24 protein-coding genes and 1 rRNA gene are annotated in these 23,708 nt (G+C 47.0%); 1 reads left to right on the forward strand and 24 read right to left on the reverse strand.

From position 1 onward, the window contains the following. Nucleotide 1: 1 nt before the first annotated feature. The 14 genes from KNP04_RS14780 to metG form a co-directional block, all read right to left on the reverse strand. Entirely contained in the window at nucleotides 2–1,549 is a 1,548-nt protein-coding gene (locus KNP04_RS14780) for a polysaccharide biosynthesis protein (RefSeq protein ID WP_214877006.1), read from the reverse strand. After that, complete coding sequence (gene mfd, locus KNP04_RS14785) at nucleotides 1,533–5,060, reverse strand: transcription-repair coupling factor (protein WP_214877008.1); 3,528 nt, start codon at nucleotides 5,058–5,060, stop codon at nucleotides 1,533–1,535. The genes KNP04_RS14780 and mfd overlap by 17 nt, the downstream gene beginning before the upstream one ends. A gap of 45 nt (nucleotides 5,061–5,105) precedes the next feature. Continuing rightward, nucleotides 5,106–5,663, reverse strand: coding sequence for an aminoacyl-tRNA hydrolase (pth, locus tag KNP04_RS14790; protein WP_214697190.1), 558 nt, complete (start codon nucleotides 5,661–5,663; stop codon nucleotides 5,106–5,108). A gap of 55 nt (nucleotides 5,664–5,718) precedes the next feature. Next, the gene (locus KNP04_RS14795; protein WP_214697188.1) at nucleotides 5,719–6,675 is read right to left on the reverse strand and encodes a ribose-phosphate diphosphokinase; all 957 of its coding nucleotides are present in this window, start codon (nucleotides 6,673–6,675) and stop codon (nucleotides 5,719–5,721) included. 45 nt (nucleotides 6,676–6,720) lie between these two features. Then, complete coding sequence (gene glmU / locus KNP04_RS14800; RefSeq protein WP_214761674.1) at nucleotides 6,721–8,076, reverse strand: bifunctional UDP-N-acetylglucosamine diphosphorylase/glucosamine-1-phosphate N-acetyltransferase GlmU; 1,356 nt, start codon at nucleotides 8,074–8,076, stop codon at nucleotides 6,721–6,723. Between the two features lie 184 nt (nucleotides 8,077–8,260). Continuing rightward, complete coding sequence (gene spoVG, locus KNP04_RS14805; RefSeq protein WP_214697184.1) at nucleotides 8,261–8,560, reverse strand: septation regulator SpoVG; 300 nt, start codon at nucleotides 8,558–8,560, stop codon at nucleotides 8,261–8,263. Between the two features lie 140 nt (nucleotides 8,561–8,700). Then, nucleotides 8,701–9,525, reverse strand: coding sequence for a pur operon repressor (gene purR / locus KNP04_RS14810; RefSeq protein WP_012727734.1), 825 nt, complete (start codon nucleotides 9,523–9,525; stop codon nucleotides 8,701–8,703). 73 nt (nucleotides 9,526–9,598) lie between these two features. Further along, a complete protein-coding gene (gene ispE / locus KNP04_RS14815; RefSeq protein WP_214761693.1) occupies nucleotides 9,599–10,462 on the reverse strand; it encodes a 4-(cytidine 5'-diphospho)-2-C-methyl-D-erythritol kinase in 864 nt (287 codons plus the stop codon). 100 nt (nucleotides 10,463–10,562) lie between these two features. Beyond that, the gene (locus KNP04_RS14820; RefSeq protein ID WP_012727736.1) at nucleotides 10,563–10,799 is read right to left on the reverse strand and encodes a Veg family protein; all 237 of its coding nucleotides are present in this window, start codon (nucleotides 10,797–10,799) and stop codon (nucleotides 10,563–10,565) included. 82 nt (nucleotides 10,800–10,881) lie between these two features. After that, on the reverse strand, nucleotides 10,882–11,760 hold the full coding sequence (rsmA, locus tag KNP04_RS14825) for a 16S rRNA (adenine(1518)-N(6)/adenine(1519)-N(6))-dimethyltransferase RsmA (protein WP_214877010.1): 879 nt from the start codon (nucleotides 11,758–11,760) through the stop codon (nucleotides 10,882–10,884). After that, nucleotides 11,757–12,317 carry a ribonuclease M5 gene (rnmV, locus tag KNP04_RS14830; RefSeq protein ID WP_214697173.1) on the reverse strand — a complete coding sequence of 187 codons (561 nt, stop codon included), beginning with the start codon at nucleotides 12,315–12,317 and terminating at the stop codon, nucleotides 11,757–11,759. Before rnmV ends, rsmA begins: the two co-directional genes overlap by 4 nt. Next, nucleotides 12,310–13,596: a 3D domain-containing protein gene (locus tag KNP04_RS14835; protein WP_214697171.1), complete on the reverse strand. Its 1,287-nt coding sequence runs from the start codon at nucleotides 13,594–13,596 to the stop codon at nucleotides 12,310–12,312. Before KNP04_RS14835 ends, rnmV begins: the two co-directional genes overlap by 8 nt. After that, the gene (locus tag KNP04_RS14840; RefSeq protein WP_214697169.1) at nucleotides 13,593–14,360 is read right to left on the reverse strand and encodes a TatD family hydrolase; all 768 of its coding nucleotides are present in this window, start codon (nucleotides 14,358–14,360) and stop codon (nucleotides 13,593–13,595) included. Before KNP04_RS14840 ends, KNP04_RS14835 begins: the two co-directional genes overlap by 4 nt. A 51-nt stretch (nucleotides 14,361–14,411) precedes the next feature. After that, nucleotides 14,412–16,370 (reverse strand): methionine--tRNA ligase, encoded by a 1,959-nt coding sequence (metG, locus tag KNP04_RS14845; RefSeq protein ID WP_074036582.1) that lies wholly within the window; start codon nucleotides 16,368–16,370, stop codon nucleotides 14,412–14,414. 330 nt (nucleotides 16,371–16,700) lie between these two features. Here metG and KNP04_RS14850 point away from each other — a divergent pair, with 330 nt between their 5' ends. Further along, entirely contained in the window at nucleotides 16,701–16,994 is a 294-nt protein-coding gene (locus tag KNP04_RS14850) for a transition state genes transcriptional regulator AbrB (RefSeq protein WP_012727742.1), read from the forward strand. Between the two features lie 16 nt (nucleotides 16,995–17,010). On the opposite strand, the gene rsmI is transcribed toward KNP04_RS14850, so the two are convergent. From rsmI to rrf, 10 genes are all read right to left on the reverse strand, one after another. Beyond that, the gene (gene rsmI, locus KNP04_RS14855; RefSeq protein ID WP_214877012.1) at nucleotides 17,011–17,880 is read right to left on the reverse strand and encodes a 16S rRNA (cytidine(1402)-2'-O)-methyltransferase; all 870 of its coding nucleotides are present in this window, start codon (nucleotides 17,878–17,880) and stop codon (nucleotides 17,011–17,013) included. Further along, the gene (locus tag KNP04_RS14860) at nucleotides 17,852–18,130 is read right to left on the reverse strand and encodes a GIY-YIG nuclease family protein (protein ID WP_214877022.1); all 279 of its coding nucleotides are present in this window, start codon (nucleotides 18,128–18,130) and stop codon (nucleotides 17,852–17,854) included. Before KNP04_RS14860 ends, rsmI begins: the two co-directional genes overlap by 29 nt. Then, nucleotides 18,123–18,860 carry a tRNA1(Val) (adenine(37)-N6)-methyltransferase gene (locus tag KNP04_RS14865; protein ID WP_214877024.1) on the reverse strand — a complete coding sequence of 246 codons (738 nt, stop codon included), beginning with the start codon at nucleotides 18,858–18,860 and terminating at the stop codon, nucleotides 18,123–18,125. Before KNP04_RS14865 ends, KNP04_RS14860 begins: the two co-directional genes overlap by 8 nt. A 60-nt stretch (nucleotides 18,861–18,920) precedes the next feature. Next, nucleotides 18,921–19,256: a DNA replication initiation control protein YabA gene (gene yabA / locus KNP04_RS14870; RefSeq protein WP_012727746.1), complete on the reverse strand. Its 336-nt coding sequence runs from the start codon at nucleotides 19,254–19,256 to the stop codon at nucleotides 18,921–18,923. 23 nt (nucleotides 19,257–19,279) lie between these two features. Continuing rightward, on the reverse strand, nucleotides 19,280–20,110 hold the full coding sequence (locus KNP04_RS14875; protein ID WP_214877026.1) for a PSP1 domain-containing protein: 831 nt from the start codon (nucleotides 20,108–20,110) through the stop codon (nucleotides 19,280–19,282). A gap of 6 nt (nucleotides 20,111–20,116) precedes the next feature. Then, complete coding sequence (locus tag KNP04_RS14880) at nucleotides 20,117–21,109, reverse strand: DNA polymerase III subunit delta' (RefSeq protein WP_214877028.1); 993 nt, start codon at nucleotides 21,107–21,109, stop codon at nucleotides 20,117–20,119. Nucleotides 21,110–21,123: 14 nt separating this feature from the next. Further along, on the reverse strand, nucleotides 21,124–21,453 hold the full coding sequence (locus KNP04_RS14885) for a cyclic-di-AMP receptor (protein WP_031421800.1): 330 nt from the start codon (nucleotides 21,451–21,453) through the stop codon (nucleotides 21,124–21,126). Beyond that, complete coding sequence (gene tmk, locus KNP04_RS14890) at nucleotides 21,453–22,091, reverse strand: dTMP kinase (RefSeq protein WP_214761660.1); 639 nt, start codon at nucleotides 22,089–22,091, stop codon at nucleotides 21,453–21,455. Before tmk ends, KNP04_RS14885 begins: the two co-directional genes overlap by 1 nt. A 3-nt stretch (nucleotides 22,092–22,094) precedes the next feature. Beyond that, on the reverse strand, nucleotides 22,095–23,513 hold the full coding sequence (locus KNP04_RS14895) for an aminotransferase class I/II-fold pyridoxal phosphate-dependent enzyme (RefSeq protein WP_214877030.1): 1,419 nt from the start codon (nucleotides 23,511–23,513) through the stop codon (nucleotides 22,095–22,097). A gap of 74 nt (nucleotides 23,514–23,587) precedes the next feature. After that, a 5S ribosomal RNA gene (gene rrf, locus KNP04_RS14900) occupies nucleotides 23,588–23,704 on the reverse strand. Nucleotides 23,705–23,708: the final 4 nt, after the last annotated feature.

Below are 23,708 nucleotides of genomic sequence, written 5' to 3' on the forward strand. Positions count from 1 at the left end.
ACTAGTTCTCCTTTTTTTCGAGCACATCGAGTAAACGACCTCCGAACGGGATGAATTCCCATTCCTCAAGTGATAGCATTCGCGTGCTCCATAATCTCCATATATAAAGGACGGCTCCGCTACATACCATCCCGATTAACCATCCGAAGGCTGCGATTCGCGAATCGACCCACATCTGACCAACCCAGTTTAACACGGCAACGAGTAATAACATGGGCACCAGCGCTTTCGATAGCGATTTGTAATGCTTCGACCGAAACGACCCGAGTGGAATCGAACGGTCGAGCGCCCGAAAGTTATAGAACGCCATCGACAAAAAGCCGAGTGAGGTACCGATGGCCGCCCCTTCAATCCCATAGAAGGGGACAAGCCCCACGTTTACGACACCTTTTGCCAAAATCGCGACAATCATACTGCGAGCCGCAATCCATTCACGGTCGATTGCTTGAAGGCAAGTCATGCTTGCAATCGCTAACGATGCCGCAAACGTACTCGTTGCCAATAACACGAGCGCCCGCGTACCTGACCCATCTTCAAACAAGGCAACGTTTAAGAAAAACATCACCCCCATCAATCCGACGGTCGCAGCACCCGCAATGGCTGTTGTCACCCGAATCATCGAACGGAGCCCTTGCGTCGTTTTTTGCAGATGTCCCGCTCGATAATGTCGGACGAGTGTTGGCACATTGGCCATACCGATGGTCGTCGCAAACAGAATCGCAAATTGGACAAGTGGATATCCCCGGTCGAACACGCCTTTGCTCACTTTCGCCTCGTATGTCCCCCCCATTAAATTGACGATTGTAAAGGAGTCGACGAGTTGCATCCATAAGATTCCGAGCGAGGCAAATCCGACCGCGAGCCCTGTCGTCAACAATAGGCGCAATCCATGTTGAAACGTGACACGTCGTACTTTTACGATTCGTAAGCCGCGCGCCTGATAGATTAAAAAGGCAATCGCCACAACCCCACCGATAAGCGTCGCACCATACGCGTATTGACTGAGCGTGTATGCATCTTTTCCAAGACGCACGCCAATCCATAATAGCGAAAGCATGACCGTCACACGTACAAAATTCTCTAACACTTGCGACCATGCGCTCGGTCGTAAATCATCCCTCGATTGAAAGGCACCACGTAACACGGCGGACGCCGGCATGAGTAAGTAACTCAAACTGATCACGCGAAGCGCCGGGGCCAACTGTTCATCCCCGAGCCACATCGCGAGTGTCGGGGCGAATATCCACATTGTTACAACAAGTGTGATAGAAAGAAGAAGTAACGCATAAAAACTGCCCCATAACACTTCTAACTTCTGGTTCGCCCCCTTCGCGCCGACACCTATTTTCGCAATAACGACAGGCATCGCATAAATTCCGAGCGATGCGACAATCGCAGCGAACGGATAGACAGTTTGATAAGCATAGAGTCCAAAGTCACCCGCCAAATTTTGATACGGGACACGATACGCGAAGCTGATCAGTTTCGATACGTAACCGGCAAGGGCGAACAGGACGACACCTTGTGCAAACTTACTTGGCGACCGCATCGCCCACCAACCGCTTCGTCAGTTCTTCTAATACAGTATCGGCATCATTCAAGAGCTCTGTGAGTGGCATTCGACCGCTGAGTGACAATTTCAAGGCTCCGTCTTCTTGACCGATTCCTAGTTTACGGCCGAGCGGCATCGTCCATTCCATAAAGGATGGTACATCGAGGGCTGTCGTCGAATCTTTCGATAAGACAATTTCAATCCGTCCAGGCGTTTGTTTGATTCGGCTCACTTTCGCCAGTTCTCCGTAAATCCGTAGACGTGTCAGCTGAATGAGAAGAGCGACTGGTTCTGGGAATTCCCCAAATCGCTCAATCAATTCGTCTTGTAAGGCGAACAATGCGTTTGGTGTATCGACGTATTTGAAACGCTTATACATCTCAATCTTCAGTTCGCTATCCGACAAATAGTCGTCCGGGATGTAGGCATCCGCTTGGAAGGCGATTTCCGGCTTGAAGACGACTTGTTTCGCCTGTCCACGCATCCGGTCTTTCCGTTCCTCGATTGCTTCGGAGAGCATTTGAGAATAGAGGTCGAAACCGACTGAATCGATGAATCCAGATTGTTGTGCACCTAGCAAGTTACCAGCACCTCGAATCGACAAGTCGCGCATTGCGATCTTAAAGCCGCTTCCGAGTTCGGTGAATTCTTTAATGGCTTGAAGACGACTTTCTGCTACTTCGGTCAAGCGCTTATCTTTTCGATACGTGAAGTAAGCATATGCAATTCGATTCGAACGTCCGACTCGACCACGAAGTTGATACAGTTGGGAAAGTCCCATTTTGTCAGCATCATGGACAATGAGTGTATTGACGTTTGGAATGTCGATTCCCGTCTCGATAATCGTCGTCGAGACTAAAATATCCGCCTCTCCTTCGAGGAAACTGATCAATTGGCTCTCGAGTTCGCTCTCGGTCATTCGTCCGTGTGCCGTCGCAATACGCGCTTCAGGCAATAAGGCCCGAATCTCTTCCGCTTTCCGCTCGATGCCTTCGACACGGTTGTAGAGGAAGAACGCCTGTCCTCCACGCGCAAGTTCACGCTCTAACGCTTCACGTAAGACGATGCCGTCATATTCCATGACATACGTCTGAACCGGGTAGCGGTTCTCTGGCGGTGTTTCTAACACAGATAAGTCGCGGATTCCAATCATCGACATATGAAGCGTTCGCGGAATCGGTGTGGCCGTCAACGTGAGTACGTCGATGTTCGTCTTCAACTGTTTCAGACGTTCTTTATGTTTGACACCGAACCGTTGCTCTTCATCGATGATAACGAGACCGAGGTTCGCGAACGTCACGTCTTTTGACAACACTCGGTGTGTCCCGACGACGATATCAATCGTCCCTTCCTTCAAGCCCTTCTTCGTCGCAGCCATCTCACTCTTTGAGCGGAAACGACTCATGACAGAAACGTTAATCGGAAATTCACTGAATCGCTCGAGCATCGTTTCATAATGTTGTTGGGCGAGGACGGTCGTCGGGACGAGAAACGCGACTTGTTTTCCGGCGAGCACCGCCTTGAATGCCGCTCGGATTGCCACTTCTGTTTTGCCGTAGCCGACATCACCACATAAAAGACGATCCATCGGACGTGAACGTTCCATGTCTGCTTTAATCTCAGCAATCGAGCGGACCTGGTCCTCTGTCTCCGCATAAGGGAAGGAGGATTCAAATTGTCCCATCTCCTCATCATCCGGTGGAAACGCAAATCCGACCGAAGCTTCTCGTGCCGCATACAACTTAATGAGTTCATCGGCGATATCTTCAACCGACTTGGCGACTTTCGATTTAACTTTCTTCCACTCGGTGCCCCCGAGTTTATAAATCTTCGGTTCTTTTCCTTCCGCGCCGACATATTTTTGAACGAGATCAATTTGATCGACCGGCACATAGAGCGCATCATCACCGGCATACACGAGATGGAGATAGTCCTGATGAATCCCTCCGACCTCGATGGTTTTAATGCCTAAGTACTTCCCAATCCCATGATGCACATGGACGACATAGTCGTTCGGCTTCAACTCTTGATAGCTCTTAATCCGTTCTGCGTTCGTTAAGTTCTTCGTCTGACGCTTCCGCTTCGTCACACGTTTAAACAATTCCTCTTCTGATACGACGACGAGACGACTCGTCGACAATTCGAATCCACCTTCGATTTGACCGATGATGACGGATACGCGTCTCGGTTCTAATTCTCCATCGACATTCGTGAACGTCGAATGAATGCCGTAGTCCGAAAGGAGCGCTTCAATCTTGTCCGCGCGTGACTTGTCTCCCGCAAGCACGACAATGCGTTGATCCCCTTGTTGCCAGCGTTCTACTTCTTGCTTTAACAGGTGCATCTGTCCATGAAATGCCGGGAGTGGACGACAGCTCAAATGTACCGTCGCGGTTTCCGGAATCCCTGAGCGACGAGATGGAAGTAGCGAGAATGCCACTTGTTTCAAGTCACGAAACACTTTGTGCATCGGGACAGCAAGCGTGTAATTGCTGACCGCCTCTCCTTTTTCGATGAGTGAAGAGAACCATTCCGCCTCTTCCCGCTCCTGTACGTCCGCGGCATCATCGATTCGTGCCACTTCATCTAAAATGAGTACAGCGTCTTTGCCTACGTAGTCTAAGAGCGTGGACGTATAAAGGAGTGGCGAATACTTTCCAACTTTATCCGGGAAATCACCACGCTCTAAACGCTCGATGTCCGTTACGACTCCTTCCTCAAGCGCTTGACGAATCACTTCGTTCTCAATCAACTCGACGGTCCGGTCATATTGCTTCCGGAGTGAACGCCCGGCTTGTTTCAACTGATCGTCAGTAGCGATGAACTCGGTGGCAGGCGTGATACACACTTCCCCTACCACACCGAGCGAACGTTGCGTCTCGGCATCGAACGTGAAAATGGAATCGATTTCGGTATCAAATAAATCGATTCGATACGGACGCGCTTCCGTAAGCGGGTAGATATCCAAAATACTGCCTCGTACGGAAAATTCGCCAGGCGTCGTCACGGTCGCCGTTCGTTCATACCCCATACCTGTCAATTGCTTCGCAAAGGCTGCCAACTCAAGATCACTTCCCGGCTTTAGCATGACACGACTATGTTGCCACGCTTCCGGGCTCGGCATATAGCGTCGTAATCCACCGAGCGGCACGACAACGACGCCTCCTGTTTGGTCAAGGAGACGGGTACGGGCATCGATTCGAGCGGCCAACAGCTCAGGACTAGACGTCAGCGACAGTTCAGCGGCCAGCGTCTCATCAATCGGATAAAGCAATGTTTTTTCCGGTCCGATGAGTGATTCGAGTTGATCGAACATTTTTTGTGCTTGATACATGTTATGCGTCACGACGACGAGACGTCTCGATGACGATTTCACAAGTCCTGCGAGGACGAGAGCTTTCGCGCTTGTCGTCAGTCCCGTCACTAATTGACGGTCTACTTTTTGTAGCCGCTCACGAATCACGTTCGTCTCCGGGAGCGCCACCATAAATCTCTCTAAAGCATTCATTTGTTTTCCTCCAACTCATACGACAAAAAAGGGTGCTATGACCCTTTAGTTGTATCGATTCATCAGCGCTAGCCAATCTGTATCTACGAAATCAGTGGCTGCGGTTACGGCGTTGTCGAGTGTTTCGTTCAACTCTGGCAAGTCCTCTTTCCGATAGTTCATCAACACCCAGTCGACGACTTTGATCGGGTGAGGAGGACGTCCAATCCCAAGTTTCAATCGCTTGAATTCTGCAGTCCCTAAGTGTTGAATGAGCGATTTGATTCCGTTGTGACCACCTGCACTCCCTTTCGGACGGAAGCGCAGTTTTCCTGGCACCATATCCAAATCGTCATAGATGACAAGTAAATCGTCAATCTCAATCTTATAATAATCTAAAATTGGACGGACGGCTTCACCCGATAAGTTCATATACGTAAGGGGTTTAACAAGTACAACGCGTTCACCATTGATTCTTCCCGTTCCCATAAGGGCGTTAAACTTCGCTTCATTCAGCGAGATCCCATGCTTTTCAGCGAGGCGATCAATTGCCAAAAAACCGATGTTATGTCGGGTCATCTCAAACTTTTTACCAGGGTTTCCAAGACCGACGATGCATTTCATATCATTTCCTCCTGAACAAAAAAGCCCAAAGGCGAATGCCTCCGGGCCTCGTTTTTTAATCGAATAGGGTACTGACCGATTTGTGCTCGTGGACACGCATGATTGCTTCCCCAAGCAAATGGGCAACCGACATCTGTCTGATTTTGCTCGAGCATGGACGACCCGTCAAATCGATTGTATTTAAAACAACCAATTCTTTGATTGATGAGTTGTCGATACGCTCCATCGCTGGACCAGAAAGGACTGGGTGCGTACAAGACGCATACACTTCTTTCGCGCCAGCTTGGACGATTGCATCCGCTGCAAGCGTGATCGTTCCCGCTGTATCGATGATATCATCAATCAAAATTGCTGTTTTCCCTTCAACGCTTCCGACGATGTTCATCACTTCAGCGACGTTCGCTTTCGGACGACGCTTATCGATGATGGCGATCGGAGCTTTCAAACGTTCTGCCAATTTACGTGCACGCGTCACGCCACCGTGGTCTGGAGAGACAACCACGATATCTTTCGCTTGAAACTCTTCTGTTTCAAAGTACGTCGAGATGAGCGGCACACCGAGTAATTGGTCAACCGGAATATTGAAGAATCCTTGGATTTGCGCTGCATGCAAGTCCATTGTGATGACGCGTGTCGCACCTGCTACCGTCAGAAGGTCAGCGACAAGTTTCGCTGTGATTGGCTCACGCGAACGCGCTTTGCGGTCTTGACGTGCATACCCGTAATACGGCATCACGATGTTGATCGTACGGACAGAAGCACGTTTGAGTGCATCGATCATGACGAGCAATTCCATGAGCGTTTCGTTTACAGGTGAGCTTGTTGATTGGATGACATACACATCATCTCCACGAACACTTTCCTCGATGTTGATATAGAGTTCACCGTCGCTGAAACGTTTGACTTGGCAATCACTGAGCGGGACACCAATTTCTTTCGCGATTTCTTCAGCAAGCGGGCGGTTCGAGTTTAAGCTAAATAGACGAATTTCTCGTTCGTATACAGTAGACATGTTTAGGATTCTCCTCCATCGTTTTCCATAATGATTGGCAGCAAGTTATCGTTTTGTGTAACCTTCTTTATTCGTTTGGCGTTCACGTGCAATCGCGAGCGCCTCTTCCGGTACGTCATTCGTAATTGTCGAACCGGCTGCGACAATCGCACCTTTTCCGACTTTTACCGGGGCAATCAAGTTGACGTTACAGCCGACGAACGCATCGTCTTCTACCACTGTCTCGAACTTGTTCTTGCCGTCATAGTTTACCGTGATTGATCCACAACCTAAGTTGACACGTTCGCCGATTGACGCATCTCCGATGTAGCTCAAGTGCGAAGCTTTCGCACCGTCACCAAACGACGATTTTTTAATCTCGACGAAGTTTCCGACGCGTGTGTTCGCACCAAGTACAGCTTGTTGGCGCAAGTGAGCGAACGGTCCGACCTGAGCCGCTTCACCGATTTTGCTATCTGTCACGACAGACTGGCGCACGACAGCATGATCTTCAATCACACTGTTGCGGATATCTGAGTTCGGTCCGATGACACATTCCGAACCAATTGTCGTCTTCCCAAGAATGACCGTACCCGGATAGATGATTGTATCCGAACCAATCACCACATCTGGAGAAATGTACGTCGATGCCGGGTCCATGAACGTGACACCTTCACGCATGAGACGTTCGTTCGTGCGTTTGCGCATGATTGCTTCCGCCTGTGACAAGGCAACGCGGTCATTGACTCCGATTGTCTCATCAAACGTTGGTGCTGTATGTGCTGCGACGACTTCGCCAGCTTCTTTTGCAATCGAGATGACGTCAGGCAAGTAGTATTCGCCTTGCGCGTTATTGTTTCCGACTTGTTTGAGCGCGTCGAACAATAACTCGTTATCGAACACGTACGTTCCCGTATTGATTTCATTGATGGCAAGTTCTGTCTCAGAAGCATCTTTATGCTCAACGACTTTCGTCACGTTCCCATCTTCACCACGAACGACACGACCGTATCCTGTCGCATCGTCTGCAATCGCAGTCAACACAGTAACTTTCGCTTGTTGCGCCTCATGATGAGCGAGAAGGGCTTCCAACGTTTCTGCCGTTAGTAACGGTGTATCTCCGCAGACGACAAGTGTCGCCCCTGCTTTACCCGCAAGCTCTGCTTCTGCCATTTGAACAGCATGCCCTGTTCCAAGTTGTTCTTCTTGGACCGCATATTCCACTCGTGTGCCGAGCGTATCTTGTACCGCTTCCGCCCCATGGCCAACGATTACGATTTGACGACTGACACCGATTTGGTCTAACTGGTCGACAACGTGCTCGACCATCGGTTTTCCTAGAACCGGATGAAGTACTTTATAAAGCTTCGACTTCATTCGCGTCCCTTTTCCTGCTGCCAAAATGACTGCAAAACGCTCCATTCTTCATTCGCTCCTATCTCACAACAGCTGTGATTGGTCTGTATAGTTCGGCTTTTCTGCAACTAAATCCTATTTACACCGTTTCTACTATATCGAAACCATGCCTTCGTTTCAATAGTTGTACCATTCCTTAACCAATGAAACGCAAAAAAACAGCGGTAGGTAACCTAACCGCTGTTTGATATCATTCACTCGTTCCGTAAGACACGTGCTGGGGGTCCAGTACATCCACTTCCATTTTGGAATAGGTTTCCAATACAGCCGCTTCAACTTTCTGTCGCATCTCCCCGTTAATCGGATGCGCGATGTCCCGAAAAATACCTTCTGGTGTCCGTTTGCTCGGCATGGCGACAAATAGACCGCTACTCCCTTCGATGATTCGAAGGTCATGTACAACGAATTCATGGTCAAGTGTGATTGAGGCCAACGCTTTCATTCTGCCTTCTGTCGCGACTTTGCGAATTTTTACGTCTGTGATCTGCATGTTTCGCATCCCCTTTTTCATCGTTGTCTATGCCATGGTGTGGTCTTCTGTAAGGTTCAGTTGGTTTCGAACGAACGTCATGACTCGATATTGATAACTCTATACCCTCTAATCATAAATCGAAATCAAAATTTTGCCAATCATTTTAGGAACTGTTCCACATTCCCCCGTGAAATGGTGACAAGACCTTCATCTGGGTCGACGTTCGTCAATTTCATTAAGCTGACGTATTCGCTGACCATCTTCTTCTCGGCGCCCTCTGCTTCCATCAAGACACCAACACCCGCAAGGTTTGCTTCGAATTCGTTTAAGAGACTCATCATCCCACGAATCGTCCCCCCCGCTTTCATGAAGTCATCGATCAAGAGCACGTTCGCCCCACGCGGCAGGCTACGACGTGCAAGCGCCATTGTGCGAATCGCCTTCGAAGAACCTGATACATAATTGATACTGACGGTCGATCCTTCTGTTACACGACTATCTGAACGAACGATGACGAATGGTACACCTAATTGTTCTGCGACAGCATAAGCAAGAGGGATCCCTTTCGTCGCAATCGTCATGACCACGTCGACTTTACGATCGGCGAATACGGACGCAAAGACTTGTCCCATCGGTTTCACCTGACTCGGATTGCCAAGTACATCCGTGAGGTAGAGATAGCCTCCTGGTAAGAGCCGCTCAGGTTTTGATAATTGCTCACAGAGCGTATCAATCATCTCAAGGGATTTTTCTTTACTCCAGCCTGGGATAAACATGACGCCGCCCGCTGCACCAGGAACGGTCACAAGCTTTCCGATCCCGTCATGAGACAGCATTTCACTTACGATGACAAGGTCTTCACTGATCGACGACTTTGCGGCTTTATAGCGACTTGAAAACATCGACAACGAGACAAGCTGATGCGGATGGTCAAGCAAATAACGGGTCATATCGACGAGACGACCACTTCTACGAATTTTCATACGGATTCTCCTTCACATCTTCGATAATAAACGAATGTTCTATTGAGAATATATCACTTTCATTCGTTTTTGTTCAATGTCTTTTGCCGAGAATCCGAACGACGAACACTTCTGGGCAAAATCCTTTTAGACCGTTATAGATGCGATGCGCCTTTTGCTCATGCTCAATGAGCGCAAAGACAGTCGGTCCACTACCGCTCATGAGAACACCTTCTGCCCCACAATGCCGCATCGTTTCTTTGATTTGTTTTACTTCCGGATGAAGCTTAAGCGTCACACTCTCGAGTGAGTTTCCAAGATTTTCGCAAATCCCATGAAAATCTTTTTGACGAATCGCTTCTACCATGGCACCTGTGTTTGGATGATGAACTTCATCCATACGCACGGCGCGATACACATCTGCAGTCGATACTCCTAGCTTGGGCTTTCCGAGTACGACGTAGCATGGCGGCGGTGCCGGAATCATTTCTAACTGTTCACCACGACCTCGGGCAATGGCTGTCCCACCGATGACACAAAATGAAACGTCAGACCCGATCTCCGCACCGAGCTCTGCTAGCTCCTCTAATGACAAGTTTAACGAGAATAACTCGTTCATTCCACGAAGTGTCGCCGCTGCATCACTCGAGCCACCAGCAAGCCCAGCTGCCACTGGAATTTGTTTATCGAGTACAATCTCCACACCTTGTTGAATATTAAAACGCTCCCGCAACAACTCTGCTGCACGGTATGCCAAATTTCGATGATCATTTGGCACGTAGGCGTGCTCTGATTGAATCCGAATCTCATCCGAATCTAAAATCGTCAACTCTAAGCGGTCTGCTAAATCGACTGTCGTCATTACCATTTCTACTTCATGATAGCCGTCCGGACGCTTTCCGAGGACATCGAGCGTCAAATTAATTTTTGCCGGCGCTTTCACACTGATCGTGCGCATCACGTTCACCCTTCCCATTTGTCTCCTGTTCGACATTGTACCGTAAACAGGCGCACAAAAAAAGAAGCAGCTGCCAATGCATCCGCCCCTCATTTATAAATCAATTGCCGAATTCAATTTTAACTGTATCCGTTAGGACATCAGCGTAGCTATACGAGACACGTTCCACATTATGCAGGTCTTCATCCAATTTCACAACGAACACCGCAGGATATGTCTCAACGAGCGTTCCAAACCGAGTAACGACTTTCTTACGACCGCCGTTTGCTTTCAACGTCAATCGTTCACCAACATGCGATTCGAGTTTCTGTCTGATTTCTTGTAACGTCTTTGGCATACGCTTCACCTCACTGTTACAAGTATAGCATAATTGAATATGAAAATAAAGTTTAATATTATAACGACTCGTTTTAAGGTCGTCAACTATTTTTAAGTGGTAAAATTGTGTCAGACAATCGTGCGAATTCTTCTAGGCTTAACGTCTCTCCCCGACGTTTCGGATCGATTCCTGCCTGATGAAGCGCGCGTTCAAGTTCGACTTTGTGTTCTTTTCCAATATAGTTTGTTAAGTTGTTCAGAATGGTTTTACGGCGTTGTGCGAAGCTTGCGCGTGCGATATCAAAGAAAAAGGCTTCGTCTTTCACCTGCACCGCCGGCTCTTTGCGCATACGGAGTGTAATGACTGCCGAATCGACGTTCGGCGCCGGAATAAACACGTTCTTTGGAACGACAAAACTGACTTCTGCCTCTGCGTAATACTGAATCGCAATCGATAGCGAACCGTATGCCTTCGTCCCGGGTTTCGCCCCAATCCGCTCTGCCACTTCTTTTTGAATCATCATCACGAGCGCGCGGAATTTCACACCACTTTCAAGCAATCGCATGATAATCGGTGTGGTGACATAGTATGGTAAGTTGGCAACAACCGAGATGTCTTCAATGCCTTCTTTCAAAAATTCCTGTTCCACAATCTCGCGTAAATTTAATTCTAAAGCATCTCCATGGATGACTTTCACGTGAGGATACGGAGACATCGTATCATCCAGAATCGGTAAAAGACGCTGATCGATTTCAAGCGCCACGACTTTCTTGGCACGCTTGGCCGATTGCTCAGTCAACGAACCGATCCCTGGTCCGATTTCGAGGACACCACTCGACTCACTGAGTTCCGCCGCACCGACAATCTTACTTAAAATATTTAAATCGATTAAAAAGTTTTGACCGAGCGATTTTTTAAATGAAAAACCATGTCGCTCTAAAATGGCTTTCGTTCGTTGGATTGTTGCAATATCTTTCAACCCTGTTCCTCCTCTAATTGAGCAAGTGCTTGCTCCCACTCTTCGACTGTGACGCCGAGCGCCTCGACTCGTTTCACGAATTGTTTCGCATTCGGCTCACCGATTCGAAGCAATACACCGAGTCGCTTTCGACGTTTCGCTGCCGCTTCTCCACCGATCAAATCCGCGTCTAACACCATTTTCCGCGTGACAATCGGCTGGTTCGTTTCAACACGTGGTTCAAATACGGCGCGTAAGACACGACGAAGCGATTCCGGGGTCGCATGTTCCACTCCGATTTTCCCACGTTTCCCTTTTGCCTCAGCACGTGGCAGATGGGCATGCTTACACCCTTTGACCCGCTCTTCGACGATTGCTCGAATACGGTCTCCCGGATAATCCGGATCGGTCAAAATGATGACCCCACGCTTCTCTTGCGCACGGCGAATTCGTTCAATCGTCTGATCGGATACGGCAGAGCCATTCGTCTCAATCGTATCGACCTCAAACACTTCCTGAAGTCGTGCCGTGTCGTCACGCCCTTCTACGACGATAATTTCTTGTATTTTCTCACGCATTGTCTGTTCCTTCTTTCTCTTCTTCCTGCTTTGGAATGACCCAAATGGTAAGCGGCTTGCGACCAAACGTCACAGCCTCCTCCAACTCATCCATCATGATGTCGATTTTTTGACCTTTGATCGCACTTCCCGTATCTAGCGCAATCGCCATGCCAATCCCTTCCACATACACGCGGGTACCGAGAGGAATGATTGCCGGGTCGACGGCAATGATACGCATACCCTCGAAGAGAATCGTATCCGTCACATCATAACCACTTCTTGTCAGTACTCGTCCGTCATACGTCACCGTATCTTCTGGATTGTTCGTATAAGCTGTTGCTTCTACGAGTAACTGTTTCGCGGATGAGAAATCTAACACATCGTCCGTTTTCGGTGGCTCTGCTATCTCGACTTCAGCTTCCGGGATGAATGGGCTCGATTCGTCCGCTGTCGTAGGCTCTGTAACGGGCTCTGTGACCTTTTTCGTCCCGACTTTGATGATCTGCGGCATTGCTTTACGTAACGTCTCGACTTCCGTTTTCGTACGATTTGTAATTGTACCATTTTCCACAGTAAGTGCATACCTTGTCCGTTCGAGTCCAGGAACTCCGACCTGCACGGTTTGCTTCACACCTTCTTCTAGCGTGTCATCCTCTTCCTCGACCATATCGTACGGAATCAATTGACTCTCGTATTGAACGACGTCACGATTCGTATTGACCGTGATTGTCAGGCCATCCCGTATCGGTGTCGATGCGTCTGGTAGCACTGTGTCACGTTCTGTCACGTCAACATTCGCTTCTCTTAATAATTGCGCTACATCCGTTGCCATCGTATAGATGGTCGACGCATCTTGTCCGACGATTAAATTGACGGCAACAACCGGCTGGTAGCGAATTGTCATCCCATTCGTGACGGCAGTACGCACAGACGGATAAACCGTATCTCCGTCTCGTACAGTCACCCCGTACCGCAATAAGACGTCCTCTACGGTCCGCTCTCTCGTTTGAATGACTTCTGTTTGTCCGTATCCGATTTGAAGCGAAACCTCATGTGAACGTTCGATTCGAATGAGTCGATCTTCCGGAACGTCCTCACTCAATGCCGGAGTAACGTAATCCGTTTCGTCTAATGTGATATTCAATTCCTCGAGTACCTCGAGGACGGAATCAGCCCGTGTCTCATGCTCGATTACCACGCCATCATCGATGACCTTGATCGGTTCAGGTTGCAACATGACGTATGCGACAGACGCAGTCACAATCACGCCTATACTGGCGAATACACGCTTGATCATGGGAGGCGGAACAGTTTCTTCGCGTTGGCTGTCGTCGCTCCTGCCAATTCCTCATACGAGATGTCTCGAAGTGACGCGATTTCTTCCGCAACGTACTTCACATAGGCCGGTTCGTTTCGTTTTCCGCGGAACGGAGTCGGCGTCAAGTATGGGCAGTCCGTTTCGACAAGAAGACGATCTAACGGTACTTCTTGTGCGACTAACTTTGGAACTTTCGCATTTTTAAACGTGACCGGTCCTCCTAAAGAAATATAGAAGTTCAAGTCTAGGCAACGAGGGAGAAGTTCTACTGACATGCTGTAACTATGGAAGACCCCACCGACTTCCTCTGCATGTTCTTCTTCCAAAATATCGAGCACGTCTGCCGTTGCTTCGCGGTTATGGATGACGATTGGCATATTTGTCCGTTTCGCGATGGCAATCTGTTGACGGAGTAGGCGCTGTTGTACATCTTTCGGTGACTTATCCCAATGATAGTCGAGACCGACTTCACCGAGTGCCATCACTTTTGGGTGACTCATGAGTGTCTCGATCCGTTCTAAATCTGCATCCGTACAGTCGATCGCATCGACCGGGTGCCATCCGACGATGGCATAGATGTCTTCATATGTTTCGGCTAGCTCGATGGCTCGGTCGATGGTCGGCGTATCAAATCCGACGACGAGTAGCGGAGAAACGCCAGCTTCTCTTGCCCGCTCAATCGTCTCCTCCACATCTTCATTGAACTGCTCCGCATTAATGTGCGTGTGTGTATCAATCAACATCTTGGTTCCTCCTTAGAAAAAGAGAGGGAGACCGTGGTCTCCCCCATTTCATTATTTGACGATGGCACCGTTCGGCATTTGATCAGAGACTGTCGCAAGTTCTAACTTGCCGTCACGGTCCGCAGCTAAAATCATCCCTTGTGATAATTCTCCACGGAGCTTGACTGGTTTCAAGTTTGCGACAACGATCACTTTCTTGCCAACTAAATCTTCAGGGGCATACCATTCAGCAATACCTGACACGATTTGACGCGTCTCTTTCCCGAGATCGACTTGAAGTTTCAACAGTTTTTTCGCTTTTTTGATCTTATCGGCTTCCACGATTTGACCGACACGGAATTCGACCTGATCAAAGACATCGATTGTGATTTCAGGACGAACGTCTTCATCGACTTCTTCTGTCGCTGTCTCCGTTTCCTCAATCCGCGCTTTCGATGCTTGACGCATCATTTCTTGGATCGCATCCACTTCTTCCTTCACGTCACGACGTGGGAAGATTGGTGTCCCGTCTGTCACGACAGCGTTATTGAAGTCGGCAAACGTCTCTAACGCTTCCCAAGACATGTCTTCCCCTTCGAGTCCGAGTTGACGGAACATTTCTTTCGGTGCACGTGTCATGAACGGTTGAATCATGATGGCAACGTGACGAAGTACGCCCGCAAGGTGTGTCATGACAGAAGCGAGTTCTTCGCGTTTCGATTCGTCTTTCACGAGTACCCACGGCTGCGTCTCATCAATATATTTATTCGCACGGCTGACGAGCTGCCAGATGTTTGTGAGGGCGACCGAAAACTCCATGTGTTCCATGGCTTCTTCTGTTTTACGAGTCGTTTCTTTCACCATGCTCAATAACGCGTCATCAAACGCTGTGACATTTCCGTTGTACGCCGGAATATTCCCGTCGAAATACTTTTTAATCATCGCAATCGTACGATTCAATAAGTTCCCGAGATCGTTCGCTAAATCAAAGTTCAAGCGATCGACGAACGCTTCCGGTGTGAACGTACCGTCAGCTCCGAATGGTACTTCACGAAGAAGATAGTAACGAACAGAATCCAATCCGTAGCGGTCAATCAACGGAATCGGATCTACCACGTTTCCTTTTGATTTCGACATCTTCCCGTCCTTCATGAGCAACCAACCATGCGCAAACACCTGTTTTGGTAATGGAAGGTCAAGCGCCATTAAGAGGGCTGGCCAAATAATCGTGTGGAAACGAACGATTTCCTTTCCTACTAAATGGACATCTGCCGGCCAATAGCGATTGAAGAGCTCGTCGTTGTCTGTCCCGTACCCGAGTGACGAGATATAGTTCGTGAGCGCGTCGACCCATACGTAAACGACGTGTTTTGGGTTCGATGGGACTTGTACGCCCCAATCAAACGTTGTACGTGATACAGCTAAATCTTGAAGACCTGGCTTCAAGAAGTTATTGATCATCTCTGTCTTACGAGATTCTGGCAAGATGAAATCAGGATGTGACTCGAAATATTCAATCAAGCGATCCGCATATTTGCTGAGACGGAAGAAATAACACTCTTCGCGCACAAGCTCGACCGGATGTCCGCTGTCAGGACTTTTTCCATCGACAAGCTGAGACTCTGTATAGTACGTCTCATCTGGTACAGAATACCATCCTTCATATTCACCAAGATAAATGTCTCCATTTTTAAGTAACGTTTCAAAGACGTGTTCGACAACCTTCTTATGACGGTCTTCTGTCGTACGGATGTAATCATCGTATGAGATCTCAAGACGGTCCCATAAGACTTTGATTTCTTCGACAACTTCATCGACGAAGGCTTGTGGCGTCACACCTGCTTCTTTCGCCTTTTCTTGAATCTTTTGACCATGCTCATCCGTTCCCGTCAAATAGCGGACGTCAAATCCTTTTAAACGTTTGTAGCGAGCAACCGCATCACCTGCTACCGTGGTATATGCGTGTCCGATATGCAATTTTGCACTCGGATAATAAATTGGGGTTGTAATATAAAAAGTCGGCTTCGCCATGATTTATTCTCCATCCTTTCGACATATGCAATTCTCATTATACACGGTTCGACAAAAGAATTTCCAAACCTAATTGTTTGGAATTATTTTGCGTTTAATTCGTCATAAATGTTCCAAAAATACCCTTTCTTTGTTTCAAGTTCAAACTATCGGGGAAATTTAGGTATATATCGCTCTTGATTCGACAAATTTCGAAAAATTGCTTTTCCAGATAGTAAGCAGTTGACTGCAATTGGAAAGTTTAGTATGCTTTTTGCTGTAGTCACATTGTCGAATTTTGACGATTCATGTCACCACGAGATTTCGACACCATTGGAGGAGGAAACACAAATGAAATCTACAGGTATTGTACGTAAGGTTGATGAGCTTGGTCGTGTCGTTATTCCAATCGAATTGCGCCGTACACTTGGGATCGCAGAGAAAGATGCTCTCGAGATTTACGTCGACAACGATCAAATCGTTTTGAAAAAATATAAGCCAAACATGACTTGCCAAGTTACTGGTGAAGTATCAGACGATAACTTCAAATTGGCAGATGGCAAACTCATCTTGTCACCAGAAGGTGCACAACGTGTTCTCGTTGAATTGAAGAACATGCTCGAAAACTACTACAGCGAAGAGTAAGCAAGGATTTCCTTGCTTACTCTTTTTTGTGCAGTTGATGATACGCATCATAGACATCGCTTCGTGATTCACCACGGTCTTTTGCGGTCTGTTTAATGGCCGCGTTCGGCTTCAGTCCCTCTTCTATATAATGAACAACATGTTCATAGACAGAGAGCGCTTCCCACCACATTGTCGTAGGTGCCGCTTCTGTCGCACCGCTCACAAGAACGACGAACTCTCCGCGTACTTCACCTTCGCACCACTGTAACGCTTCATCGACCGACCCTCTTAAAAACTCTTCGAACGTTTTGGTTAACTCTCTACCCAATACGAGCTGACGGTTACCAAACACTTGTCGAATCGCCGTTAACATTTCCTTCAATCGATGAGGGGCTTCATAAAAAACAATCGTGCCCGGCTCATATTGAATCGATTCGAGGACATCGACGCGATCTTTCTTTTTACGTGGCAAAAAACCGTAATAGAGGAAACGTTCTGTCGGAAGACCTGAAGCAACCAACGCCGTAAGTGCTGCATTGGCACCTGGTAAGACGACCACCGGAATGTTTGCCTCGATGGCTAACCGTACGAGATCACTCCCCGGATCTGAAATACCAGGCATTCCAGCATCCGAAACAACCGCAACCGACTTTCCAGCCAACAGATCTTCAATCAGTCTCGGTCCACTTACTTCTTTATTGTGTTCATGGTAGCTAATCAGTTTTGTTGGAATTTCAAAGTGGCGACAAAGCTTCATCGTTTGGCGAGTGTCTTCCGCTGCGATTAAATCCACTTCTTGAAGCGTTCGCACCGCTCGATATGTCATATCTTCCAAATTGCCAATTGGCGTTGGCACGACATACAACGTTGGTTGTTCAGTTTGATAACTCTTCTGTGAATTCATTGGTCGTCCCCTCCATCAACTTCTCTTTTTGCGCGCGGGTCAATTGTTTAATGGACCATTCGTACTGCATGGCCTCCCGTTTCGTATCGAACGATTGCACATACCGAAGTCGTACGGGAAGGCGAGCTTTCGTATACTTCGCCCCTTTCCCGGAATTATGTGCAATGATTCTCTTTTCCACATTCGTTGTATAGCCTGTATAATACGTCCCGTCCTGACATTCCACGATATACGCATAATGTTTAGGCATCGAGAATGGCTCGCATCGCTTCCGTATACGTATCGTCTTCTTCATATACAACAAATGGTGGTAAAATTTTAAGACCTGCTTTTCCATCTTTCGATCCCTCGATTAATAACGTATTCGCTTCACGTCCAGCTTTCGGATATACGAGCTGCATTCGCTTCGGTTCAATTCGGTAGGTACGCATCAATGTCAGGATATCGAGTAAACGTTCTGGCCGATGCACGAACGCCACTTTCCCTCCTGGTTTGACGAGTTGGCTAGCCGTTTTAATACAATCTTCTAACGTGCACAACACCTCATGGCGCGCAATCGTATGATGTTCGTTTTGATTCCGCAATGACGTTTCATTTGCTAGAAAATATGGGGGGTTACACGTGACCACATCATAACGAGCATGACCGAGTTGTGCCGCTGCCGTTTTGACGTCACCTTCTACAACTTGAATTCGATTTTCGAGACGATTGACCTCCATGCTTCGATTCGCCATATCGACGAGTTTCGATTGAATCTCTACACCTGTAATCGTTCCTTTTGTACGATACGACAAGAAAAGTGGGATTGCTCCCGTACCGGCGCACAAATCGACCAATTGCCCTTTTTGAATCGGTACCCATACAAACTCCGCCAGTAGTACCGCATCTAATGAAAACGAGAACACATCGTCACTTTGAATAATCTTGCCAGGGCGTCCAAGCAAATCATCGAGGCGCTCTCCATTCTTTACCGTTACCATTGTTTCCTCCTTCTATAAAAGAAAGGCGACGGATAGGGAATCCCTATCTATCGCCCCGTATTAATGTTTATTGAGCATCGACAAACAGAAGAGACAATCCCCATCTTTTCGTACCTGTCCGTAATGGAGGTTACAAATATGGAATCCTTCTTGATACAGCGCAGCCAAATTGTTCTGCCCTTTTCCAGACAATGCGATTTGTGAATCACCATTTGTCGTATCAACTTCTGCCAATTGTTCGACTTTTTCGCGCAAGTGATGATTCTCTAGATACATATGCTGATTCTCTTCAAGCAAATAGGCGAGCTGTTCTTTTAATACGCCTAAGTGCTCCGTTAAGAGTTGCATCTGTTGCTCGATCGCATCTACACGCATCATCACTTCTTTTTTGTCCATTCTTTCCACTGCTCAGCACCCCATCACTGTTTTGACGGTTTTCGTTTAATCGCACCCACTTCAACAAGTTCATCAATCGTATATGTGACGACACGCGTCCGATCGTGGAGTTCAACTTGAATAAGTTGGTCCAAAATGTTGAGACCGATTACACGACCATCACCTTCTGGAATTTTGATTCGCTTGCCGACGTCTGGTAAATCGCGTTTTAATTCTTCGTATGTGTCATTCTCATATTTTAAACAGCACATCAAACGACCACACACTCCAGAAATTTTATTCGGATTTAACGAGAGATTCTGGTCTTTGGCCATTTTGATGGAGACTGGTTCAAACTCCCCAAGAAATGACGAACAACAAAGAACTCGACCACATGGTCCAATCCCACTTAATAGCTTCGCTTCGTCACGAACACCGATTTGTCGGAGTTCGATCCGTGTCCGAAACACGCTAGCCAAGTCCTTTACCAATTCTCGAAAGTCTACGCGACCCTCGGCAGTAAAATAAAAGATCACTTTATTGCGATCAAATGTATACTCAACATCGACTAACTTCATGTCTAATTGATGTTCTCGAATTTTTTCTTCACAGACGGCGTGAGCATCAACGGCTGCCAGTCGATTATCGCGTACGATATCCGCATCCTTTTGGTCCGCGACGCGAAGGATTGTCTTCAACGGCATGACGACTTCATCTTCGCCGAGCTTTTTATCGACTTGGACGACTTCGCCATACTCAATGCCACGTACCGTTTCAACGATGACATGTTCCCCACGTTTAAGCGTTGCATCGCCTGGTGAAAAGTAATAGATTTTTCCCGCTTCTTTAAAGCGGACTCCAACTACTTTAAGCACGCGCTTCTATCCTTTCTGCAAATCGAACGAAAGTCGTTCGAAAGTTAATTGAGGATTGACGTTTGCCTCGAGTCGTCGAATTGCCGCATGCACACTTTCAATTGCATGTGTGAGTTTAGAGACAGATCGATTCTGAATAAATGCGTTATATAAAGCAACCTCGTTCTTAAATAGCTTTGGAGTATACGTATCTCGCACTTTTAGATGAAGTGCCTCTTCTAGCCAATGTTCGAATAATTCGAGGCCAACTCGTAACTCATTTCGTCCTTTAAAATGTCCTAACCATTTTTCCTGGGCGAACAAGAGCAACTCTTGAGGTCGTTTCGTCAATACTTCAATTAATTGTACCACTAGCCCATACGCCTGTACAAACCACTCCTGCTCAACTGCTTCTTTCGCATCATCCCATTTTGGATAAACGGTTAAAGCAAGGTAAGCCAAATCGTACGTACACGACAATTCTTCTGACATCGTTTGTGCTAACTTCGCACGGTCAATCGGGCGAAAAGCAAGTTGTTGAGCTCGCGAACGAATCGTCGGAAGAAGTAACTGTGGTTGTGTCGTTACCAAAATAGCAAGTTTTCCCACACCTGGTTCTTCAAAGAACTTCAATAAACTATTTGCCGCTTGAGTCGTCATCTTATGAGCTTGATGGATGACATACACTTGGCGATCTCCTTCAGCACCTCGTAACGATAGGTCGCTGAGTAATTGTTGAATCTGTTCTTTTTTAATGCTAGCTCCATCCGGCTCCACTTCGATATAGTCAACAATGTTTTTTGAATCCATGCGTCGACAATTTCGACACACTCCACACGGTTCTGCTCCTTGTGGGGATTCACAAAACAAGGCTTTCGCAAACAATGTGGCTGTTTCAATTAAGTATGGTTCATAATCGCCCGAAAAGATGTACGCATGCCCAACTTTATTCGAAATGATTGAATTTTGAATGATTCGAGCAACAACTGTTTGCGACTCATTTAATTCCTGAAAACGCATATGCCCAACTCCCATTAAAACTGATGGAATCCTTCAATCGGCAAGACGAATACAGTCGCACCTCCAACTTGTACTTCAACTGGGTAAGGAATATACGAATCAGCATGTCCTCCCATTGGAGAGATTGGTGTAATCATTTGATCGCGACTCGAACAGTTCGATTGAATCACATCCATTAAATCATCGAGGCGTTCCTGTGGAATACCCATCATAAACGTTGTATTCCCCTCTTTTAAAAATCCGCCTGTTGTAGCTAATTTCGTTGCACGAAAATCTTGTTCGACCAATGCGTCAGACAAACGTGCGCTATCCTTATCATGTACAATTGCAATTACCATTTTCATCATTGTTGTACGCCTCCTTGTTGTAATCGTTCTATTGTATAATCGAGTACCTCATCTTGAATACATTCAATCGATTGATCGGCATCGATTCGGATGATTCGTTCTGGGTACTGTTTGAGTAACGTTTGAAATCCTTCGTAAACACGTTCGTGGAACGCTTGATCACGACTTTCAATCCGGTCGAGTTGCCCTCGATCTTTCATTCGTGCACTCGCTCTTTCAGGGCTTAAATCAAACAAAAAAGTCAAATCCGGTGTCAAACCGTTCGTTGCCCATTCATTCAGCGATTGGATTTGATCAAGGTCATATTGTAAACCGTATCCTTGATAAGCAATAGATGCATCGATGAATCGATCACACAGAACGATTGCCCCTCGCTCCAATGCCGGACGAATCACTTGTTCCACATTTTGTGCTCGTGAAGCAGCATAAAGCATCATTTCCACTCGTGGTGTCATCTCATGATGATCTGGGGATAATAAGACTTCGCGGATTTGATTGCCTACAGTTGTTCCTCCAGGTTCACGGGTTACAACGATGTCATATCCTTTTTGTTTTAGACTCTCGACTAATAGTTGAAGTTGCGTAGACTTACCTGATCCATCGGGTCCTTCAACCGTTATAAACATTCCGCTCACTTTTTAAAACTCCTCTACAATAACATCAATTTGCTCTATCATAACATGCTTACTTGCTTGAAGCTTCCTCCCTAAAGAAATCCATTCTATGAGCACTCGTATTTTTTCCTCAGTAATCCGCTCTCCTTTTAGAATCCATGGAATCCCTGGTGGATATGGAATCACCGTTTCTGCTGAAACAAATCCGATTGCTTGTTTGAAGGATAAACGTTGCACTTGTTCATTCCCAACTAACGTATAGAGTTCAGATACACGTTGTGTTTGAGGGAAAGGAAAAATCGTTTCATCCTCATCAATGATCGGGACATGTGTAGCTGCCTTTTTAATCAATTTAATCCAATGCTCAATTTCCTGCTTTGTTATTTCCCTTAATGGCAAACAGAATAACACATGATCCACTGCAGCTAATTCAATATCGATTCCGATTGATGCAAGATGTTCACTAAAGACTAATCCATTTTTCGGATACGTCATGACAGTTACTTTCGTAAAATCGTCCCCCACTTTGACAGTAAAACCTGCACGCTTCAGCTCAAGTACAAAATGAGCATGACTCTTTTGAATAGAAGACCATGCTTCGTCAGTTAGACTTTCTAAATAGGACCGTGCATAGTCTAATGAAGCCATAATAAGATAAGAAGGACTTGATGTCTGAAATGAAGATAATGCATGCTTTAACCGAATTTCATCGATGTCTTCTTTATAATGAATCCAAGCTCCCATCGTCAATGCAGGTAGCGTTTTATGTGCAGACTGTACAACTGCACTCGCTCCCTCAAAAATCGCAGAACGCTGAAGCAATTTAGGATGAATTAAATGGGCACCATGTGCTTCATCGACGAGTAATGGAATCTCAAGTGAAGACAAATAATTTGAAATCGCACGAATATCGGCCATGTCTCCATAGTACGTAGGAGACGTTAACATGACGGCTCGTCCTCCCGGGAATTCTTGAACAGCCTGTTCAATCGTTTCTAATGTCACCACGGTTGGAATTCCTGTCCCACGTTCAATTGTAGGTGTTAATAGGATTGGTTCTAACCCTAGCCATTCAATTGCGTTCCAGACCGACTTATGTGAGTTTCGTTGAACGTATACTCGCTCACCACGTTTTACAGTTGCCGCAAGCATGCTCCAATTTCCAACAGTTGAACCATTGACGAGCCACTTACTTTTACTTTCATACAGTTTACCCAATGCTTTTTCAGCTTGATCGATAATCCCAGAAGCGTCATGCAAATCATCTAAATGTGCCAGTTCCGTCAGGTCATATGGCATCACCTTGGCAAATGCACTCGGTAACGTATGATCAGTCACGGTACCATTATGATGCCCCGGGACGTGAAAAGATACGCGATGTTCACTCACATGCTGTTCTAGAGTCTCTAGAAATGTAAAAGGATTTTTCCGAGAAGGAGCCATCTGTTATTCCTCCTTAACTATTGACTATGAAAAAAAGACGATCAAGCATATGCTTGATCGTCTACTGCGTTGTTGCCTGGCAACGTCCTATCCTCACAGGGGGAGATCCCCCAACTACTTTCGGCGCTGAGACGCTTAACTTCCGTGTTCGGCATGGGAACGGGTGTGGCCGTCTCGCTATCGCCACCAGACTTT

Source organism: Exiguobacterium sp. CH10 (assembly GCF_018617635.1).
GTDB lineage: Bacteria > Bacillota > Bacilli > Exiguobacteriales > Exiguobacteriaceae > Exiguobacterium > Exiguobacterium aestuarii_A.

What these genes read in the sequence shown, in the direction of transcription:
- pth (WP_214697190.1), bottom strand. Translation starts at nt 5,663, where the DNA reads ATGAAATGCATCGTCGGTCTTGGAAACCCTGGTAAAAAGTTTGAGATG.
- metG (WP_074036582.1), bottom strand. Translation starts at nt 16,370, where the DNA reads ATGGCGAAGCCGACTTTTTATATTACAACCCCAATTTATTATCCGAGT.
- KNP04_RS14860 (WP_214877022.1), bottom strand. Translation starts at nt 18,130, where the DNA reads ATGCCTAAACATTATGCGTATATCGTGGAATGTCAGGACGGGACGTAT.
- ispE (WP_214761693.1), bottom strand. Translation starts at nt 10,462, where the DNA reads ATGCGCACGATCAGTGTGAAAGCGCCGGCAAAAATTAATTTGACGCTC.
- KNP04_RS14865 (WP_214877024.1), bottom strand. Translation starts at nt 18,860, where the DNA reads ATGGTAACGGTAAAGAATGGAGAGCGCCTCGATGATTTGCTTGGACGC.
- KNP04_RS14840 (WP_214697169.1), bottom strand. Translation starts at nt 14,360, where the DNA reads ATGTTGATTGATACACACACGCACATTAATGCGGAGCAGTTCAATGAA.
- yabA (WP_012727746.1), bottom strand. Translation starts at nt 19,256, where the DNA reads ATGGACAAAAAAGAAGTGATGATGCGTGTAGATGCGATCGAGCAACAG.
- purR (WP_012727734.1), bottom strand. Translation starts at nt 9,525, where the DNA reads ATGAAAATTCGTAGAAGTGGTCGTCTCGTCGATATGACCCGTTATTTG.
- KNP04_RS14880 (WP_214877028.1), bottom strand. Translation starts at nt 21,109, where the DNA reads ATGCGTTTTCAGGAATTAAATGAGTCGCAAACAGTTGTTGCTCGAATC.
- KNP04_RS14835 (WP_214697171.1), bottom strand. Translation starts at nt 13,596, where the DNA reads ATGATCAAGCGTGTATTCGCCAGTATAGGCGTGATTGTGACTGCGTCT.
- rnmV (WP_214697173.1), bottom strand. Translation starts at nt 12,317, where the DNA reads ATGCGTGAGAAAATACAAGAAATTATCGTCGTAGAAGGGCGTGACGAC.
- spoVG (WP_214697184.1), bottom strand. Translation starts at nt 8,560, where the DNA reads ATGCAGATCACAGACGTAAAAATTCGCAAAGTCGCGACAGAAGGCAGA.
- KNP04_RS14885 (WP_031421800.1), bottom strand. Translation starts at nt 21,453, where the DNA reads ATGAAAATGGTAATTGCAATTGTACATGATAAGGATAGCGCACGTTTG.
- glmU (WP_214761674.1), bottom strand. Translation starts at nt 8,076, where the DNA reads ATGGAGCGTTTTGCAGTCATTTTGGCAGCAGGAAAAGGGACGCGAATG.
- mfd (WP_214877008.1), bottom strand. Translation starts at nt 5,060, where the DNA reads ATGAATGCTTTAGAGAGATTTATGGTGGCGCTCCCGGAGACGAACGTG.
- KNP04_RS14820 (WP_012727736.1), bottom strand. Translation starts at nt 10,799, where the DNA reads ATGCCAAAGACGTTACAAGAAATCAGACAGAAACTCGAATCGCATGTT.
- KNP04_RS14895 (WP_214877030.1), bottom strand. Translation starts at nt 23,513, where the DNA reads ATGGCTCCTTCTCGGAAAAATCCTTTTACATTTCTAGAGACTCTAGAA.
- KNP04_RS14780 (WP_214877006.1), bottom strand. Translation starts at nt 1,549, where the DNA reads ATGCGGTCGCCAAGTAAGTTTGCACAAGGTGTCGTCCTGTTCGCCCTT.
- rsmI (WP_214877012.1), bottom strand. Translation starts at nt 17,880, where the DNA reads ATGAATTCACAGAAGAGTTATCAAACTGAACAACCAACGTTGTATGTC.
- KNP04_RS14795 (WP_214697188.1), bottom strand. Translation starts at nt 6,675, where the DNA reads ATGTCTACTGTATACGAACGAGAAATTCGTCTATTTAGCTTAAACTCG.
- KNP04_RS14850 (WP_012727742.1), top strand. Translation starts at nt 16,701, where the DNA reads ATGAAATCTACAGGTATTGTACGTAAGGTTGATGAGCTTGGTCGTGTC.